Consider the following 16,715-nt stretch of genomic DNA (forward strand, 5'->3'; position numbering starts at 1 on the left):
CCGAGCCGAACGTCGGCGACGCGCGAAACCTGGGATTGCACCGCTCGTCGGACAGCAGAGCCCGCTCCATCGCGGCGACCGGGCGGGACCGAGACTGAGGTCGGGGAGAGCCCGTCAGCGCGTCACGGGGAGTTCAGGGAGAGTCGCGCGTTTCTGATGCAATCGGAGCATGAAGAGCGCAAAGACGATCTCGACGAGCGTGATGGTCACGCCCCACGCGGTGGTCGACGCCGCGATGGCCGCGAGGCGCTCGCCCTTCGTCGGGAAGGAGGCGAAGGACTCGAACAACGTTGCCGCGAGGACGTCCCGCGTTCCAAACCCCTGTGGCGTGAGGGGCAAGGTGACGGCGACCATCAGGATGGGAATGAAGGCAAACGCACTCGCGGGGGGGATCTTCACGCCAAAAAACCAGAAGGGAATCCACGTGCCGAGGAAAAGCACGACGAGGTGCGGCAGGCGCGCGACGAGGGCCCACAGGTGCCCACGCACGCCCGCCTCGAAGAGGGGCGCGAGGACACGAATGGAGGCGAGCCTCGTCGGGCGGATCGCGAGGAGGGCGAGGTAGAGGAGGCCCGCGCCGAGGGGGATGGCGAGCCAAACGAGAGGTTTGTCCCCGAGCAGGATGGCGATACACGAGAGGCCGAGGATCGAGCCCATCCAGGACGCATATACGAGCAGCGTGGCGCCGGCGACGCGCGCGAGGGGGACGCCGTGAATCCGGGAGAGGGCGACGGTGAGGAAGGCCTGGCCGACGTGGTGGTTCAGGAGGGAAGGCAGGTACGAGGCGCCGCGGAGGATGAAAAAATCACGAAATGGAATGGGCGCGACGGATTTGCGATAGACGAGCACGGTCGCCAGGCTGTCGGCAGCGCAAAGCGAGATCACGAAGACAGCGGCGAACGCGACAAACGAAGGCGCCGAGACACGCGCGAGGTGCTGCTGGAACGCCCGGAGATCGAGGCGGGCGAGGACGAACACGACGAGGGCGATCGAGACGACGAACGGCAGGACGGCGCGCACGAGGGATCGCGGGGGCTCGCCTTCGGGGCGGGGAGGCGCTTCGGCCATCGGCGCGAACGTACCAGATCCCGGCCGAGGCGAAGGTCGATCAGCCGGCAGGTCGTATGGGCGTGGGCGCGGCGTGGCGAGCGGCCGTGCCGCGGCTGTCGGAGGGGAGCGGGAGCTCGACGGTGAACGTCGCGCCGTGGCCCGGGCCCGCGCTCTCGGCAGACACGCGGCCGCCGTGGAGATCGGTGATGTGCTTGACGATGGAGAGGCCAAGGCCGAGGCCGCCGTGGCGCCGCGACGAAGAGGCGTCCTCCTGGCGGAAGCGCTCGAAGAGGTGCGGCAAGAACGCGGGCGCGATGCCCTGGCCGAAGTCGCGGACGACGATGACGGCGCGGCCCCGCTGCGGGCGCACCGTGACCTCGACGCGGCCGCCCGAGGGCGAGAACTTGATGGCGTTCGAGAGGAGGTTCCAGAGGAGCTGCTCGATGCGGGCGCCGTCACCGAGGAGGGGTTCGCCGATCGGCGCGACGTGGATGTCGAGCGTGACGCCCTTCTGTTCGGCGGAGGGACGCACGGTCTCGGCCGCGGAGGCGACGACGGCGCCAAGATCAAAGGGCGCGACGTCGAGGTGGATCTTGCCGGTGACGATGCGGCTCACGTCGAGGAGATCGGAGACGAGCTGGGCGAGGGCGCGTGCGTTGCGCTCGATGACCTCGAGGCCGCGATCGAGTTTGTCGCCGCCGCGGGGCGAGCGCTTCAAGAACTGCGCCCAGCCGAGGACGGCGGTGAGGGGCGTGCGGAGCTCGTGCGAGAGCGTCGCGACGAACTCGTCCTTGAGGCGGCTCGCGCGCTCGGCCTCGGCGCGGGCCGCGCGCTCGGCCTCCTCGATGTTGCGGTGGTCGGTGATGTCGAGCGTCAAGCCCGCGGCGCGCACGACGTGGCCACGCTCGTCGCGGTGGACCTGGCCGAGGATGGCGATCCAGCGGTTCCCGGGAGCGGCGTGGGCGACGCGGAGCTCCAGGCGGAAGTGCTCGGCGCCGCTCGCGAGCATGCGGTCGGACTCGTCCAGGATGCGCTCGCGATCCTCAGGGTGGATGGCCTCGATCCATCGTTCGATCGTCGGGACGTACCTCGGATCGACGCCGTAGAGCTCGAAGTTGCGCTCGGACCAGACGAGGTGGTCCGTCACCGCGTCCCAGGCCCACGAGCCCGCGCGGGCCGCGTCGAGTGCGAGCCGGAGGCGGGCGTCGCTCTCGCGCAGGGCCTGTTCGGCGCGGCGGAGGCGCGAGAGATCGATGACGTAAAACATGCCGGTGAGGTCGCGCCCTTCGCGGCCGAGGAGGACGGCGCCGCCGATCAAGGCCGGGGCACGGCTGCCGTCTTTCCGGAAGAACTCCTTCTCGTAGGGCGCGCAAGACCCCGTCGTGCGGAGCTGCCGGCCGGCACGCTCGTCGGCGGTGCGGTGTTCGCGGGGCGTGAGCTCGCGCCACGAGAGCTTGCCTTGGCGCGCGGCGAATTCGTGGGAGCTCAAACCAAGAAGGTCGAGGAAGGTGTCGTTCGCCTCGACGATCGCGTCGCCGCGGAAGGAGGCGACGCCGAGGGTGCGGGAGGCGAGGAGGGTGCGGAAGTGCTGGGCGTTCGTGGCGCTCGCCTGCGCGCGCTCGGCGAGGATGCGCTCGGCCTCGCGGCTGCGCTCGACCTCGCGGTGCATGCGGCCGCTCACGGCGCTGATGGCGACGCCGATGAAGCAGAAGAGGAGGAGCCGTACGAGGTCTGCGGGGGTCGTGAGCGCGAGCGCGTGGACGGGTTCGAGGAAGAAGAAGGTGCCCGCGCCGAGCGCGAGGAGCGTGGCGAGCAGGCCCAGCCAGAACCCTCCCGCCGCGGCGCAGATGGTCACCGGCAGGACGAAGACGAGCATGGGCGAGGACGCGCCGAGGAAGGGCTCCAGGCTCTCGCGCAGCACGACCGTGCCGCCCACCGTGCCGAGCACCAGGAAGAGGCCGGCAGGGGACGATGTCCAGTGCTGCCGGCCTCTCCATTCTCCCGGGACGAGGTCGAGACGAGACGCCATCAGGCCCGGTCCATAAAACATGCCCGGGGTCGGCGGGAGCCTGCGGACGAGGAGCGACGCAGGGGCGAGCCTCGGTCGAGGCGCCCGATCGTGTCGTGGTTCTAGCCCACCTTCCTCGGGGGCATGCTCCCCGAGGCGAGCGCGAAGACGAGCGCGCGAAATGCTTCGGACTCGAACGGTTTGTAGAGGAGCCGATCGCCGACGTCACCGACGAACGAGCGGACCTCGTCCGTGCAGGCGCCTCCCGTCAAGAAGCCGACGCGCCGATCGAGCGCGGGATCAAGCGCGAGCAGGGAGGTGTAGAGCGCGACGCCGCTCGTGCCCGGCATCATGAGGTCGCAGAGGACGACGTCGAAGCGCTCGCCGCCGCGGACGAGCTCGAGCGCCTCCTCGGAGCCGGAGGCGCAGACGAGATCCATGTCGCGGCCGAGCACACGGCGGACGGCGGCGCAGACGTACGGTTCGTCGTCGACGAAGAGGACACGGGGGCGGTCGCCGCGCCCCGCGGGGCGGAGGCCTTCACGCGGGTGCGTCGCAGGCTCGGCGGCCTGGAGGATCACGCGGAAGGTCGAGCCTGTGCCGGGCGTGCTCTCGACGGAGAGCTCGCCGCCGAGGGCGGTGACGATGCTATGACAAACCGAGAGGCCGAGGCCCATGCCCTCGCCGACGGGCTTCGTCGTGAAGAACGGATCGAAGATGCGCGAGACGAGCTCGAGCGGGATGCCGACGCCGTTGTCCACGATCTCGATGACGACGCGGCGGTCGAGCGATCGGGTGATGAGGCGGATCTCGTTCTCCGACTCGGGGCGATCGGGCATGGCCTGCGCAGCGTTGGCGAGGAGGTTGACGAAGACCTGGCCGAGCCGCGGTTCGTTGCCGAGGACCGCGGGCACGTCGCCGTACGCGCGCGTGACGCGGGTGCGGTGGCGCAGGGCGTGGTGGGTCATGCGGATGGCCTTGTCGAGGACGCCGTGCACGTCGATGGGTCCGCGTTCGGCGGGCTCGCCGTCGGCGCGGGAGAAGGTGCCCATGTCGCGCACGATGGCGCGCATGCGGCGCGCGCCTTCGAGGGCCTCGTCGAGGGCCTGCGTGGCGGCCTCGTACGTGGCGGCGTCGGGAGGGAGCGCGCGCAGGGCGCCCGCGACGAACTCCAGGTTCGCGAGGACGAACGAGAGGGGGTTATTGATCTCGTGGGCGACGCCAGCCGCCATCGTGCCGAGGGAGGCGAGGCGATCGGCGAGGAGCAGGCGCGCCTCGGCGTGCCTGCGCTCGGTGACGTCGCGGCAGAAGGCGACGACGGCGCGCGTCTCGTCGCCGTCGCGGAGGGGGAAGAGGATGGTGTCGAAGACGAGGCGCGCGCGAGAGCTGCTCCAGGCGCTGCCGTAGACATCGAGGTTCACGTCCTGCCCGTGCATCTCGACGATCTCGCCCGCGTAGGCGCGCGCGAAGCACACATCCATGCCGGTCTCGACGTGAAGGGGATCGGTGAGCGCGTTGAACTGGCCGACGCCGAAGGTCGTGCTGGCGAGGCCGAGCTGCCTGCGGTGCGCCTCGTTCATCCGCATGGAGAGGCCGTCGGGGCCGAAGATCTGGATGCCCACGGGCGCGTTTTCGAAGACGGCCTGTGCGAGCCGCTCGCTCTCGTGCAGCGCGCGCTCGACGCGGCGCCGCTCGGTGATGTCGGTGGAGACGCCGATCGCACCGATGACCTCCCCCGAGGGGTCGCGGAGGGGCCAGGAGGCGTGTTCGAACCAGACACCGCCCACCGGGATCTCGCCCTTGTAGGTCCGGCCCGCGAGCGGCTCGTCCACCTGCTGCAAACCCCCAGGGTCGCTGGGAAGATTGAAGACGGAGGTGCCGACGAGCTCACCCGGCCGGAAGCCCAGGTGCGCGAGGCCTTTGCCCTCGGCGAACGTGATGGTGCCGTCGCGCTCGACCGCCCACAGGACCACGGGGGCGTGGTCGAGCAGGGCGCGGAGGCGTGCCTCGTTTTCGCGGAGGAGCGCCTCGGAGTGGCGCAGATCCGTCACGTCGCGGCTCAGGATCAGCGCCTCGCCGCGGGGCAGGGCGGCGATGCGGATTTCACGAAACATGGGGGCGCCGTCGATTCCCCGTGTCTCGTAGTCGAGGGAGGCGATGTCGGTCGTCCCGCGGACCTTCGTGATGGCGTCGAGGACCTCCGGCGCCCGCAGCGGCTGCAGGATCTCGGCGAGGTTCTTGCCGACGAGCGCAGGGAGCGACTCGACGCTGCGCCGACGCTGGAGCCTGCCGAAATGGGCTTCGAGGACGGTGCCGTCCTCGGTGACGCGGAAGATGTTGTCGGGGAACGCGGCGAGCAGGGTGTGCAGTTCGTCGTTCGCCTGCGCGAGGGCCCGCTCGACCTCGCGGATCTCACTGAGGTCGGTCGAGACCGCGAACGTGCGGAGGAGCTTGCCCGCGGCGTCGCGCTCGACGAGCACGGTCATCACGACCTCGAGGAGGCTGCCGTCCTTGCGCACGAACTCGTACCGGCTGTTGCGGCCGACGCCGCGCCGGAAGAGCTCGGGGATCCGCGCGAGGGCATGCGCGCGGGAGGCCTCGGTCATGAAGTCGACGGAGCGGCGGCCGAGGACCTCGGCGCGATCGTAGCCGAGCGCGTCGAGCCAGCCGTCGCTGACGCTGACGAGGCGGCCTTCGGCGTCGATCGAGTGCAGGATGATGGGCGCGTGCTCGTAGAGGTGCTCGTGCCGTCGCTCGACGTCGCGTTTCTCGTCGAGGATGCGTTCGGTCGTCTGGATGCGGCGGTGGATCGCGGCGAGGCGTGGGCCGAGGCGCGGCGTGTCGTGCGGCAGGACGAAGAGCTCGTCGGCGCCCGCATCGACGAGCGCGCGGAGGTGCGCGTCCACGTCACGTTCGGTCGCCGCTGCGAGGGCAGCGGTGCCTTCACGCGCGCGCGCCGCGCGGCAAGCGTCGAGGGCGACGGAGGGATCGTCGTCTTCGAGATCGAGGACGACGCGGAGGGACGGCTCGCCGATGTCTGCGGGGGCCTCGTTCGAGAGCAGAGCGAAACCGGCGGCGCGGAGCTCGGCTTCGAGCGAGATGCGCGCGGGAGAGCTCCGTCCGAGGATCGAGGCGGTGAGGCGGCTGGGCAAGACCGAAACTATCTCGCGCGTGGCGCGGCGCGCGCAAGGGCGCGGTCGATGCTGGCCCGCGCCTCACAAACGAGAGGCCTGGGGACGGAGGAGAACGCGAGTGCGACGCCGTTCGGATCGCAAAAACCAAAGGCACCAGAGTACGCAGCGTCGCGCGGCCAGGGCGGACGGCCGGCATCGAACCAGGCCGTGACGTTTTGGTCGGACGGTTGATGTACAAACGTTCGCGTGGCGAGCCCCGGCCCGGTGCAAAAGCCCTCGTCCGTGAGCGCGCGTCGGAGGGCGGCCGCGTCGACGAGGCGACGCGCGAGGACGTTGCTTTCGGTGCTGTCGAGCTCGTCGTCGGGGACGCCGCGCAGATCACGGAAGAGCTGGGGGAGCGCCTGTTTGAGGCTGAGCTCGTCGAGCAGTGCGCGCCACGCGGCCGCATCGGGCAAGCGGGCCGGGTGGACGATCTCGACGTCGGTCCAGCCGATCCAGCGCGCGTCATAGTCGAGCGGGACAACGCCGAGGCCACGCGCGCGCTCCCAGGACCAGAGGAGCGCGAGATCACGGGGAGGCCCGGGATCACGGGGGCGCGTGGTGATGACGAGGTGCGAGAGGAGCGAGGCGTGGAGGGGATCGTCGAGGAGCCACGCGAGCTCGTCTGCGCGTAGGGGCGTGGCGCTGATCATGCGGTCTTCGAGGAGCCGTGCGGCTTCGTGCCTGCGGGCGCGTTCGGCGCGGCGGCCGCGGACGAGCGCGCGGTAGCGTTCGTCTTTGCGTACGGCCGAAGGGACGCGGCGGAGCGGGGACGAGGCGCCTTCGGGGGTGACGGCAAGCTCGCCGCGGGGGCCGACCGAGACGATGTGGCCGGCGATCACGGGGGAGCGCGGCAGCGCAGGATCACGCGCGGGGACGAGCGCGGGATTACGGGAGGTTCGTCGTGGGAAGAGGGCGGTGAGCGGGCGCGCGGGATCGAGGTCGGGGAAGGGGAGATCGCGAGGGACGAGGGGCGGCGTAGGATCGACGTGGGTCGGTACAGGTGCCGGGGCCTCGACGAGGAGGCGCGGGGAGACGCCGACGTCGCGGGCGAACGCTTCGGCGAGATCACGCGGGGCGCAGAGGAGGACGACGTCGCGGAGGGAGGGTTCGTCCGCGGTGGGGACGCGGAGCAGATTTGTCGTGGTGAGGCGCGCGAGCGAGGAAGAGACGCCCCGCAAGGCGAGGGGCGAGGGCGAGAGGCGGCCGGCGCCGGCGCGCGCGAGGGGCGTTGCGTCGGCGATCCGCGCGAAGGTGAGGTGATGGGTGCCGGCCTCGCGCGCGTCGAGTGTCGAGAGGGACCACGCGAGAAGGACAAACCGTGCGTCGCGTGGATCGGAGAGGCCAGGGAGCGTGGGCGCGGGCCAGCGCTCGGGGCGGAGGGCGCCAGGATCGGCGAGGGAAGTTCGTGCGACCGCGACGCCGCGGAGGAGCGCGGCAGGATCGGGGTGTGCGAGGTGGAGGGTTGGATCCGCGGCGGCGACGGCGCTCGGGGTGACGAGGCGAGGGTCGAGGCGTTGCGCGAGGGCTTCGGCGAGGGAGAGCGTGTCCTCGGCGAGATCGGGGGAGGTGCGCTCGTCCTGCGCGAGGCCGAGGAGGCGGAGCGCCCAGACGAAGGCGAGCGCGGGTGCGGCGGCGACCGCAGCGGACGCGGCATCCTCGGCGGACGCGGCGAGCGCGGCGAGGGTCGCGGTGACGAGCGGTGTGGGCAGCCATCGCGCGAGGGAACGGACGCGGCGCGTGCGTGAGCCGGAGCGTGGAGGTGGGTCCGTCTCGGCCGGCGCGAGGCGGGCGCCTGCGCCTCGATCGAGCGCCTCGGAGAGCACGCGGGAAGGATCGACGTGGCGTGAGGCGGCATCGAGATCGGCGAGGAGCGCGGCGAGCAGCGGGCGCGACGGGGGGTTGTCGAAGGCGTCCGCGAGTGCAGGACCGATCTCGTTCGCGTGAACAAAGAGGTTCGTCGGGGCGACGTCGGCGAGGTGGAGAAGGGCTCGAACGCAAATGTCCTCGGCAGATGGGTCGTTCTCGCGCGCGAGCGCGCCGAGCAGGCTCCGCGTGACGTCGAGGAGGAGGGAGGTGTCGTCGCTCGGGCTCGCAGGAACGAGCAGGTCGAGCAGGGCGGCGAGGCGTGCCGCGTCGAGAGCGCCCCGCGTGGTGCGGAGCGCGGCAGCGAGGTCGTTGCGCACGCGGAAGCCGTGGTCGCCCGACGCATGCGAGTGTGCCCAGAGCGCCTGGAGTCGCGCGCGTACGAGCGAGGCCTCGCCCGCGGGTGCCCACGTGCCTACGAGGCCAAAACAACCGAGGAAGGCCGCGTCGATCCGGGACGCGGCCGCGGCGGGATCCTCCGAGGCCTGCGCCGCGTTCGTCAGGGCCGCCATCGTTCCCGGAGGTACGTCGCGGCCGGCTTCGAGCAGACGCCGCAAGACGTCGAGGCGCAGCGACAAGCCCGCGTCGGACCCTGCGTGTTCGGCCGCGACGTCCACGATCTCGCCGGGCAGGATCGTTCCGTGGCGTGGCGAGGTCACCACAGCGACGAGGAGCGCCGCGGAGACGGGCGCGCGTCGCGCAAGTCGAGCGAGGCGGCGGAGCGCGCGCGACGCGTGTTCCTCGTCGCCGAGCGCGAGGAAGGTCCGCGCGGCTTCGAGCCACATCGAGGCCGCGGCATCGGGGCCGATCTCCTCGAAGAGCGCTTCGAGCGCCTGGAACGTCTGCTCCGCGCGGCGAGGGCGCGCCTCGACGAGCGCGGTGGCGCGGAGGAACACCCGGCTCGCGCGGCGCACGCGTTCGTGATGGGAATCGTCCTCGGGGCGCTCGCCGTGAAGGCGAAGCGGGAAGGGGACTTCCTGGCGAGGCTCGATCCGCAGGAGAAGGACATCCTCGGCGAAGGAACCTTCGTGCTGCTCGACGACGCGGCGCGCCGGCCAGGCCTCCGCGCGAACCTCGACGACACGCACGGCCGAGACGAGGGAGCGGAAGCGCACGAGGTAAACGGCCTCCGGATCGGGATCGTGCGCCGGATGGATCACGGCGCCTCCGTGTTGTCGTCGTGGGCCCCGAACGCCGCGAGAAGCGCGGAGCGCGCGAGCCTCGTGGAGAGCGCTTCGATCCGGTCGTACGATGCGAGCAGCGCCTCGGCGAGCGCCGTGTTCGGCCGCGGCCCGAGCCCTGCTTGCGCGTCGAGCGCCATGGCCACGGCTTCGAGCCGCGTCGCGAGGTCGAACAGGCCGATGGCCTGCGCGTCCGCCGCGAGCCGCCGGAACGCGATCGACCGGTGTTCCGTGCGTTCGAGCGCGCCGGCCGCGGCGAGCTCCTCGATCGCCGCCCGTGCCTGCCGCGCGAGCCGCTCTGCGATCACAGCGTCACCTCGAGCGCGGGATCCACGACGTCGAGCGTGAGATCGAGCGTGGTGCCGTCCGCGAGCACGGCCGAGATGGGCTCGATCACGAGCGCGCCTCCTTCGCGGGAGAGGCGGACGCAGAGGAAACGCGGCGGCCTCGCGGCGCGGCTCAGCACTTCGAGGTTGTCGAACAGGAGCGAGCGCTCTTCCCGGAACGAGAGCGAGGTCCGGATTTCCACGCCCGCGGAGGCGCGCATGCGGAGCGAGAGCTCCTGGGTCGCGTGATCGAAGTCGCTCGGGGACAAACGCTGCACGGGCAGGAGCACGATCGGCGAGGAGCGCGGCGGGCGGCCGAGCGCATCGAAGACGAGGCCCCGCGCGAGCCGCGCCGCGTCCTGCGGCCCCGCGAGGACGTGCTGCGCGAGGCGGGCGTCGCCCGGCGGGAGCGCCGGCCGCAGCGCCACGCTCGTCGCGCGGCTGCCCGAGAGGCGCCCGTGCGAGAGCGCGATCCGCGCGCCGGAGAGCGCGAACCGACCCCGCGCGAGATCCCGCATCGTGATGCCGCTCCGCGCGAACGCGGGCCCAGCCGCGAGCCCCTCCGCCCAGGTGCGCGGGTCCGCAGGATGCGCGGCTTTCCCCTTCGTGAGCAGCGTCCGCGCGAGGACACGATCCTCGCCGAGCACGGCCACGTACGCCGTCACCCCCGCCACGCCGCCTGCCGCGACCCACGCTTCGAGCCCGAGCCCCTGCACCTCGATCGGCGGCACCTCGACGTACGCGCGTTGTGATGCGCCCGCGATGTCTTCGAGCGGCAGCGCGCCCGTGTTCGCCCGGAGCGCGCGCCCGAGGTTCCGCGTGAGGGCGAGGGCCCGGAGCGCGTCGACTTCGGCCGCGCCCGCGTCCGGGCCATCGAGCACCGGCAAGAGCGCCGCGAGCCGATCGAGGGCCCGCGCGAGCCTGCCGAGCCCCGCATCCCGGGGCCCGCGCGCGCGCGGTCGCATCGCCGCCGCGCGCGCGGCGAGCTCGCGCACCCGATCCGTCGAGACACGCGCCGCGCGCCGCAAGCCGAGCGTCACGACCTCCGCCACGAGCAGGTCCACCTCGGCCAGGATCGGCGCGAACCGCGCGGCGTCCTCGGCGGGGAGTGGCTCCGCCTTCGTGGGCTCGGGGAACGGGGCGGCCGGCGGCTCCGTGGGGCCCGCGCGTCGGCCGAGATCCCGCGTCCGTTCGTCGCCGCGCGCGACGAGCCGATGCAGGCACGCGGGCGCGTCCCCCATCGGGCAATCACACCGGACGCGCCCCTCACGCCACGTGATCGTCGCGCCTCCGATGCGCACGGCGCTTTCGCCCATCGGTACGGCCACGAGCTCGGTCCGCGCCGCCGCGCGACGCATCCCGGCTGGTGCTTCCCGCCGGCTCGTCACGTCTCGCCCCCTCGCACGTGACGCCCGACCCAGGCCGCGAGCTCCCGCGGCGTCATGGCGCCGATCGGCATGCCGAGCGCCGCGAGCGCCCCGGTCACGCGCCGGTCGAAGCCGCCCGCGCCCTTGTCGCCGAGGGCCACGAGCCCGAGCACCGTCACCCCGGCGTCGAGCAGATCCTTCACCCGTGTCACGAGCGCGCCGAGCGCGCCTCCCTCGCGGAAATCCGAGATCAACACGACCAGCGTGCGCCGCGGCTCCGCGACCAGCGTCGCCGCGTACCCCACGGCCCGCGAGAGCAACGTCCCACCGCCGAGCTGCAGCGAGAAGAGCACCTCCACCGGATCCCCGGCGATCTCCGTCATGTCCACCACGTGCGTGTCGAACGCGACGAGGCGCAGATCGATCGACGGGACCGACGCGAAGATCGCCGCGAGGATCGCCGCCTGCACCACGCTGTCCACCATCGAGCCACTCTGATCGAGCAGGACGACGAGCCTCATGCGCGACTGCCGCGCGAGCCGCCGCCGAAAGACGAGCCGCTCGACGCCGAGCACGCCGCGCGCGCGGTCGTAGTGCCGGAGGTTCTCGCGCACCGTGCGCCGCGCGTCGAGGTTCGCGAGGACGCGCAGGTTCGTCCGGCGGCGTGGCCCGGACGAACCCGTGAGCGCAGGGGCGAGCTCCGTCGCGAGCGCGCGCGAAAGATCCCGCACGGCCTCCTCGATGAGGCGCCGCGCCGCAGGCAGCGAGGCCTCCGGGATCTGCCCGCGCAGCCGCACGAGGAGCGCGAGGATCGCGGGCGAGGGCGTCACCGAGGCGAGCGCCGCCGGATCTTCGAGCAGCGCTGCGAGCCCGTGACGCGCCGCCGCGTCTTCTTCCATCACCACGCGCGCTTCGGGCGGGAAGAGCTCCTCCACGCTCGCGAGCCACGTCGAAGGCCGGAGCACGCTCGGCCCGAGGCCCGCGCCGCGCGCGCCCTGCGAGGGGCCGCGCCGGAACGCGCGGTCGTAAAGGAACGAAAGATCCTCGTCGATCCGCAGGAGCACCTCGTCGCCTTCGAGGGGGCTGCCGAGCGAGCTGTCCGCGAAGCGCCCGAAGAGCAGGCGCAGCCGCCGCGCCGCCTCGCGCTTCTTCTCGTCCGCGCCCTGCGTCATCGCGCATCTCCCCCGCAAGAGACGAGCCGCGCCGACGGCGCCTCAATCAGCACCTCGCACCGCGCGATCACATCGTGCACCGGCGCGAGGACGAACGCGTCCCGCTCGATCACGAGCGTCGGGCCTTCAGCGATCGCCGCGAGCAGGTGGTCCCGCGCCACTTCGTCCGAGGGGTCGTCCATCCGATGCACCTGCACGAGCGGCAGGATCCGGCGGCCCGCTTGGTCCAGGACGAACTCGCCCGAGACCTCGGTCCGTGGCCATTCGGCGGGCGCGTTCGCGGCGCGCTGGAGGTAATACGCGAGCAGGGTTGCGTCGTAATGCGCGACCGTGACGATGCGTCGTTCCGGGCGGCTCGCGGCGAGCGCGGCGAAGCGAGGCATGAACGCGTCCACGTCGGGCACGTAGGTGCGGTGCGCGCGAGGGGCGCCCAGGGAAAACAGGAGCGACAGCGCGGCGCTGCCGAGCAGCGACCAGACCCACGTCGGGACGTACCGGTGTGGCGCGACCGCGAGCGCGAACGCGAGTGCCGGCGCCACGGCGACGAAGTAATAGGTCTGCACGCGCGCCACTTTCGCGACGAGCGCGATGCCGATCGCGGTCACGAGCGCCGCGCCCGCGGCCACCACGGGCCCCACGCATCGTGGCGCCCGGAGCGCGAGCATCACGGCGGCTCCCACGAGGAACGGCACCCCGAGGCCCACGCACGACATCGTTTCACCGAGGAGCCCGAGGAGCATTGGAATCGGCGCGTGGTTCCCCCACGCGAGGTCCGGGAATCGCTCGGCGACCTCACGCGCGCCGTGATCTCGTACGACCGTCACGCAGAGCAGGACGAGCGCCGGCGCGCCGAGCGCGGCCCCGACGCCGATCGGCAGAGCCACGTTTCGCAGCGGTTTGCGTGCCGCGACGAGCCCGAGGAGCACGCCCGCGATCACCAGCGGCGCGAGGTAATACGTCCATGCGAGGAGCGCCGTCGACGCCGTGAGCCCGATGCGCGCCGCCCGGGAAGGCCGCTCCGCAAGCCGCGCCACGAGCGCGCACGTCACCACCACGAGCAGCCCGAACAGCGGGATCTCGCTCACCTGGCGCGCGTGCACGACAAAACCCGGACTCACGGCCACGAGGAGCGCCGCGATCGCCCCGAGCGGCCCCGCGCGCCCGCGCACGAGCCGCGCGCCCCACACGATCGCCGGCGCAACGAGCGCCCCCGCGATCGCCGCCGGTGCGCGCATGATCGCCTCGGAACCCCCGAACTTGCACGCGACATGCAACACGACGAACCAGAGCGGCGGGTGCCGATCCTCGAGCCCCTTGCCCATCAGGATCTCGCCGAGCGGCAGCGACCCCGTGAAGAGACGTTGCACGTCCTGGTCGTGCACGAACGGCCCATCGAGGTGCAGCGCCCGCAGCACGAGCCCGAGACCAAAAAGCGAAGCCGCGACGAACGCATCCCCGCGCGGGAGGGATCCCATGAGCCCCATCGCGAGCGCGAGCAGCGCTGGCACCACGATCCTGCGGAACCCTGCGAGCCGCCCGAGTACGCGCGCCAAAAGCGGCAGCTCCGGCTCGGCCGCGAGCGGGATCGACGAGGGCGGATCGAGCCCTGTGTCGTTCCGGTCGATCGCGTCGCGGAGCGCCTGCGTCACCGCTTCCAGATCCTCGTTCGGCGCCGTGGAGCGCGGCGTCTCGTAGGCCACGCCGAAGCTCTTCGTCTCGCGCACGCCGGGCCATCGCCCCCGATCCACGACGTGCAGTTCGATCCGTCCCGCAGGTCCTTCCGGCCCGGCCTCGCGCCGCGCCGTGAAGATGACGTCCTGCTCCTCGCCCCGCCGCGGCGGAGACAGGTGATACCCACGCGCTACGACCGCTCCCGGTGCGAGCGGGAGGATGAGGTCCTCCCACGTCGTCTTTTTCGGCGCTTCGGCTCCGGGCCAAAGCAAAAATGAGGCCGCGAGGAGCGATGTCACGACGAGGAACACGCGGAGCCACGGCCTCTCCGCGAACGCCCTCGCCCTCCGGAGGGCACCGCGCCATCCCCGCTCCGCCATCCGCAGGCTCGGACGCTAAACGACGGTCCCCCCCGGGTAAAGTGGACACCGCGAAAGGCCTGGAGGCCTCGGGAGCCTCGCGCGAGCGAGCGGCGAATCCCGGGCAAAAGCAATAGCTTGTGTGCTCGCGGGCCTTATACTGATCCCTCGTGCCGAGCACCCCTCCCTCCGAAGGCTTGCTCCTCGAGCAGTACCGCGGCCACCTGCCCGGCGACGAGACCGTCCTCCCGCCCGCAGCCGTCGCCCGCGCCAAGACGCGCATCCAGGTCCGGCGCTTTGCTGGCCCCGCGCACTACACCGAGCACCTCTCCCACCTGCGCATCGCGCACCTGACCGACCTCCACGTCGGCCGCGTGACCCCGTGGGCCGTGCAGCTCGCCGCGGTCGAGCTGACCAATGCGGAGAAGCCCGATCTCGTCCTGCTCACGGGCGATTTCGTGTGCCACAGCCAGCAGTACCTCGACCGCCTGGAAGCCCTCGTGCGGCGCTTCGAGGCGCCTGTGATGGCGGTGCTCGGCAACCACGATTACTGGTCCGGCGCGGAGGAGGTGCGAGAGGCCTTGCGCCGCGGCGGCGTCGAGGTCCTCGACAATCGCCACACCATCATCGGCCTGCGCCACCAGATGCTCCAGGTCGTCGGCCTGGACGACGCGTACACCGGCCACGCCCGCAGGGACGAGGCCTTGAAGGGCCTGCGCCGTGATCTGCCGACGATCGCCATGTCCCACATCGCCGAGGAGGCGGACGGGCTCTGGGCCCTGGGCGACGTCCCGCTCGTCCTGTCCGGCCACACCCACGCCGGCCAGGTCACGCTCGCCCGCCTGCACGAGCTCGCGATCGGCAAGCTCGCGGGGCACCGCTACGTGCACGGCCTCTACGGCAGCCGCAGGAGCGGCGGCGCGCACCGCGGCGCGGTGTACGTCGGCGCGGGCATCGGCGCGTCCGTCATGCCGATCCGCCTCGGCGATCGAGGTCAGCGCGAGGTCGCCATCTTCGAGCTCGGCTACGAGCCCGGCGCGATCGAAGAGCACCACGACGACCAGGCCCCGCTGCCCGGCCGCCCGCCCACGCCCGAGATCATGGCCAAGCGCGCCGCCGCCGTCGTCGCCAAGCGCGAGAAGCGCGAGCGCAAGAAGATCTGAACGAGCTAGAGCCTCATGCCCGCTGCGCTTCGAACTTTGCGTGCACGAAGCGCAGCACATCGTCGCGGTGCTTCTGCGCGCTGAGCTCGTGGTGGAAGACCGCCTCGATGATCATCGCCGGGCTCACGACGAACGTGTACCGCTGCGCCACCCCGACGACCGGCCAGAGCACGTCGTAGGCGCGCGCGATCTGTTTGTCCGCGTCCCCGATGAGCGGGAACGGCACGTGGAGGTCACCGGCGAACTTGCACTGCGTGTCGGTATCGTCCGTGCTCACGCCGACGAGGTTCGCGCCGGCCAGCAAGAGCTCGTTGTAGTTGTCCCGGAAGGCCATGGTTTCGCCCGTGCACACGGGCGTGAACGCCTTCGGGAAGAAGTACACGACGGAGCAAAGCCCCTCTTGCTTGGAGAGGACGAACCGGTTGCCGGCGCTCGTCTGTGCGTCGATCTCCGGAGCGCGATCCCCGACCTTGAGCGAGCTCATCGTAGAAAGGGGTAGCAAAGTGAAAGGAGCGCGTCGAGCGGTGCCCGAAGCCCGGAGGACGCGTGGCCCCTCACTCGCCGATCTCCTTTTCGAGCTTGTCGATCTCGGCCTCGACGTTCGTGGAGGCGATGTCCTTCTCGGCTTCCTCTTCGAAGTCCTCCGGCGTCGAAAGGTCGTCCGCCTCTGCGGCCGCTTTTTCCTCGACGGGCGGCGCGATCCCCACGGGCGGCCTCGGCAGCTCCGCGGCCGTCGTCGTCGGCGTCGGGGGGGCAGCCGGGGCGTCTTCCTTTTTCTGTTCACAGCCCGCGGCAAAGGCGAGCGCCACGAGGCAAGCGAGCACGGCGTTCTTCACGGCGCACCTCCCGAACCCTTCTCCTTCAGCCGATCCATCACGCGCTGGTGACGCGCGTTTTCTTTCTCGACGAGCTTGTCGATCCGCGCGACGAGCTCCTTCTTGCCGTCCGCCTCGGCGACCTTTCGCGCCTGCGCGAGCCGCGCCACCCGCCGCGCGTGCACCTTCAGTTCCGCGCGCGCATCGGGATGCTTCACCACGTCGCCCCACTTCTCGCGCAGCTCCTTGCGCCTCGCCTCGCGCTTCGCCTTGCGGTCCTCGCGGAGCTCCTTCTTGTCCTCGCGGATCTCTTTCTTGTCCTCGCGGAGCTCCTTCGCATCCGCGCCCGCTTTGCGGTCCTCGCGGATCTCTTTCCTGTCCTCGCGGAGCTCCTTGCGATCCTGACGGAGCTCCTTCCGCTCCACGCGGATGTCCTTGCGCGAGGGGCCGGCGACCACGTCTGCTGACGCAACCGTCGCCGAGGCGAGCAACACCACGGCCAGCATCGACGCCAAGCTTCTCTTCGGTCCTCTCACGTCGTCACCTCGCTCCGCATCGTAATCC

The 16,715-nt window shown here is 71.7% G+C and carries 12 protein-coding genes; 1 reads left to right on the top strand and 11 read right to left on the bottom strand.

The genetic code is table 11. The features are described from left to right. Positions 1–114: 114 nt before the first annotated feature. From POL67_RS13510 to POL67_RS13545, 8 genes are all read right to left on the bottom strand, one after another. The gene (locus POL67_RS13510; protein ID WP_271917712.1) at positions 115–1,068 is read right to left on the bottom strand and encodes a lysylphosphatidylglycerol synthase domain-containing protein; all 954 of its coding nucleotides are present in this window, start codon (positions 1,066–1,068) and stop codon (positions 115–117) included. Positions 1,069–1,108: 40 nt separating this feature from the next. Then, positions 1,109–3,079 carry an ATP-binding protein gene (locus POL67_RS13515; protein ID WP_271917713.1) on the bottom strand — a complete coding sequence of 657 codons (1,971 nt, stop codon included), beginning with the start codon at positions 3,077–3,079 and terminating at the stop codon, positions 1,109–1,111. Positions 3,080–3,180: 101 nt separating this feature from the next. Beyond that, positions 3,181–6,210 carry a PAS domain S-box protein gene (locus POL67_RS13520; RefSeq protein WP_271917714.1) on the bottom strand — a complete coding sequence of 1,010 codons (3,030 nt, stop codon included), beginning with the start codon at positions 6,208–6,210 and terminating at the stop codon, positions 3,181–3,183. An 8-nt stretch (positions 6,211–6,218) separates the two neighbouring features. Beyond that, the gene (locus tag POL67_RS13525; protein ID WP_271917715.1) at positions 6,219–9,257 is read right to left on the bottom strand and encodes a DUF4132 domain-containing protein; all 3,039 of its coding nucleotides are present in this window, start codon (positions 9,255–9,257) and stop codon (positions 6,219–6,221) included. Next, the gene (locus POL67_RS13530; protein ID WP_271917716.1) at positions 9,254–9,586 is read right to left on the bottom strand and encodes a hypothetical protein; all 333 of its coding nucleotides are present in this window, start codon (positions 9,584–9,586) and stop codon (positions 9,254–9,256) included. Before POL67_RS13530 ends, POL67_RS13525 begins: the two co-directional genes overlap by 4 nt. Beyond that, the gene (locus tag POL67_RS13535) at positions 9,583–10,992 is read right to left on the bottom strand and encodes a YehQ C-terminal OB-fold domain-containing protein (RefSeq protein ID WP_271917717.1); all 1,410 of its coding nucleotides are present in this window, start codon (positions 10,990–10,992) and stop codon (positions 9,583–9,585) included. Before POL67_RS13535 ends, POL67_RS13530 begins: the two co-directional genes overlap by 4 nt. Further along, the gene (locus POL67_RS13540; protein ID WP_271917718.1) at positions 10,989–12,143 is read right to left on the bottom strand and encodes a VWA domain-containing protein; all 1,155 of its coding nucleotides are present in this window, start codon (positions 12,141–12,143) and stop codon (positions 10,989–10,991) included. Before POL67_RS13540 ends, POL67_RS13535 begins: the two co-directional genes overlap by 4 nt. Continuing rightward, positions 12,140–14,113, bottom strand: coding sequence for a glycosyltransferase family 39 protein (locus POL67_RS13545; protein ID WP_271917719.1), 1,974 nt, complete (start codon positions 14,111–14,113; stop codon positions 12,140–12,142). Before POL67_RS13545 ends, POL67_RS13540 begins: the two co-directional genes overlap by 4 nt. Positions 14,114–14,343: 230 nt before the next feature. Between POL67_RS13545 and POL67_RS13550 the strand changes: the two genes are divergently transcribed. Continuing rightward, positions 14,344–15,336: a metallophosphoesterase gene (locus tag POL67_RS13550; RefSeq protein WP_271917720.1), complete on the top strand. Its 993-nt coding sequence runs from the start codon at positions 14,344–14,346 to the stop codon at positions 15,334–15,336. A gap of 13 nt (positions 15,337–15,349) precedes the next feature. On the opposite strand, the gene POL67_RS13555 is transcribed toward POL67_RS13550, so the two are convergent. The 3 genes from POL67_RS13555 to POL67_RS13565 form a co-directional block, all read right to left on the bottom strand. Beyond that, entirely contained in the window at positions 15,350–15,820 is a 471-nt protein-coding gene (locus tag POL67_RS13555) for a peroxiredoxin (protein ID WP_271917721.1), read from the bottom strand. 70 nt (positions 15,821–15,890) lie between these two features. Further along, positions 15,891–16,172: a hypothetical protein gene (locus POL67_RS13560; RefSeq protein ID WP_271917722.1), complete on the bottom strand. Its 282-nt coding sequence runs from the start codon at positions 16,170–16,172 to the stop codon at positions 15,891–15,893. After that, positions 16,169–16,657 carry a hypothetical protein gene (locus POL67_RS13565; RefSeq protein WP_271917723.1) on the bottom strand — a complete coding sequence of 163 codons (489 nt, stop codon included), beginning with the start codon at positions 16,655–16,657 and terminating at the stop codon, positions 16,169–16,171. The genes POL67_RS13560 and POL67_RS13565 overlap by 4 nt, the downstream gene beginning before the upstream one ends. Positions 16,658–16,715: the final 58 nt, after the last annotated feature.

This window comes from Polyangium mundeleinium, assembly GCF_028369105.1.
Taxonomy (GTDB): Bacteria; Myxococcota_A; Polyangia; order Polyangiales; family Polyangiaceae; genus Polyangium; species Polyangium mundeleinium.

What these genes read in the sequence shown, in the direction of transcription:
- POL67_RS13510 (WP_271917712.1), bottom strand. Translation starts at nt 1,068, where the DNA reads ATGGCCGAAGCGCCTCCCCGCCCCGAAGGCGAGCCCCCGCGATCCCTC.
- POL67_RS13515 (WP_271917713.1), bottom strand. Translation starts at nt 3,079, where the DNA reads ATGGCGTCTCGTCTCGACCTCGTCCCGGGAGAATGGAGAGGCCGGCAG.
- POL67_RS13540 (WP_271917718.1), bottom strand. Translation starts at nt 12,143, where the DNA reads ATGACGCAGGGCGCGGACGAGAAGAAGCGCGAGGCGGCGCGGCGGCTG.
- POL67_RS13555 (WP_271917721.1), bottom strand. Translation starts at nt 15,820, where the DNA reads ATGAGCTCGCTCAAGGTCGGGGATCGCGCTCCGGAGATCGACGCACAG.
- POL67_RS13565 (WP_271917723.1), bottom strand. Translation starts at nt 16,657, where the DNA reads ATGCTGGCCGTGGTGTTGCTCGCCTCGGCGACGGTTGCGTCAGCAGAC.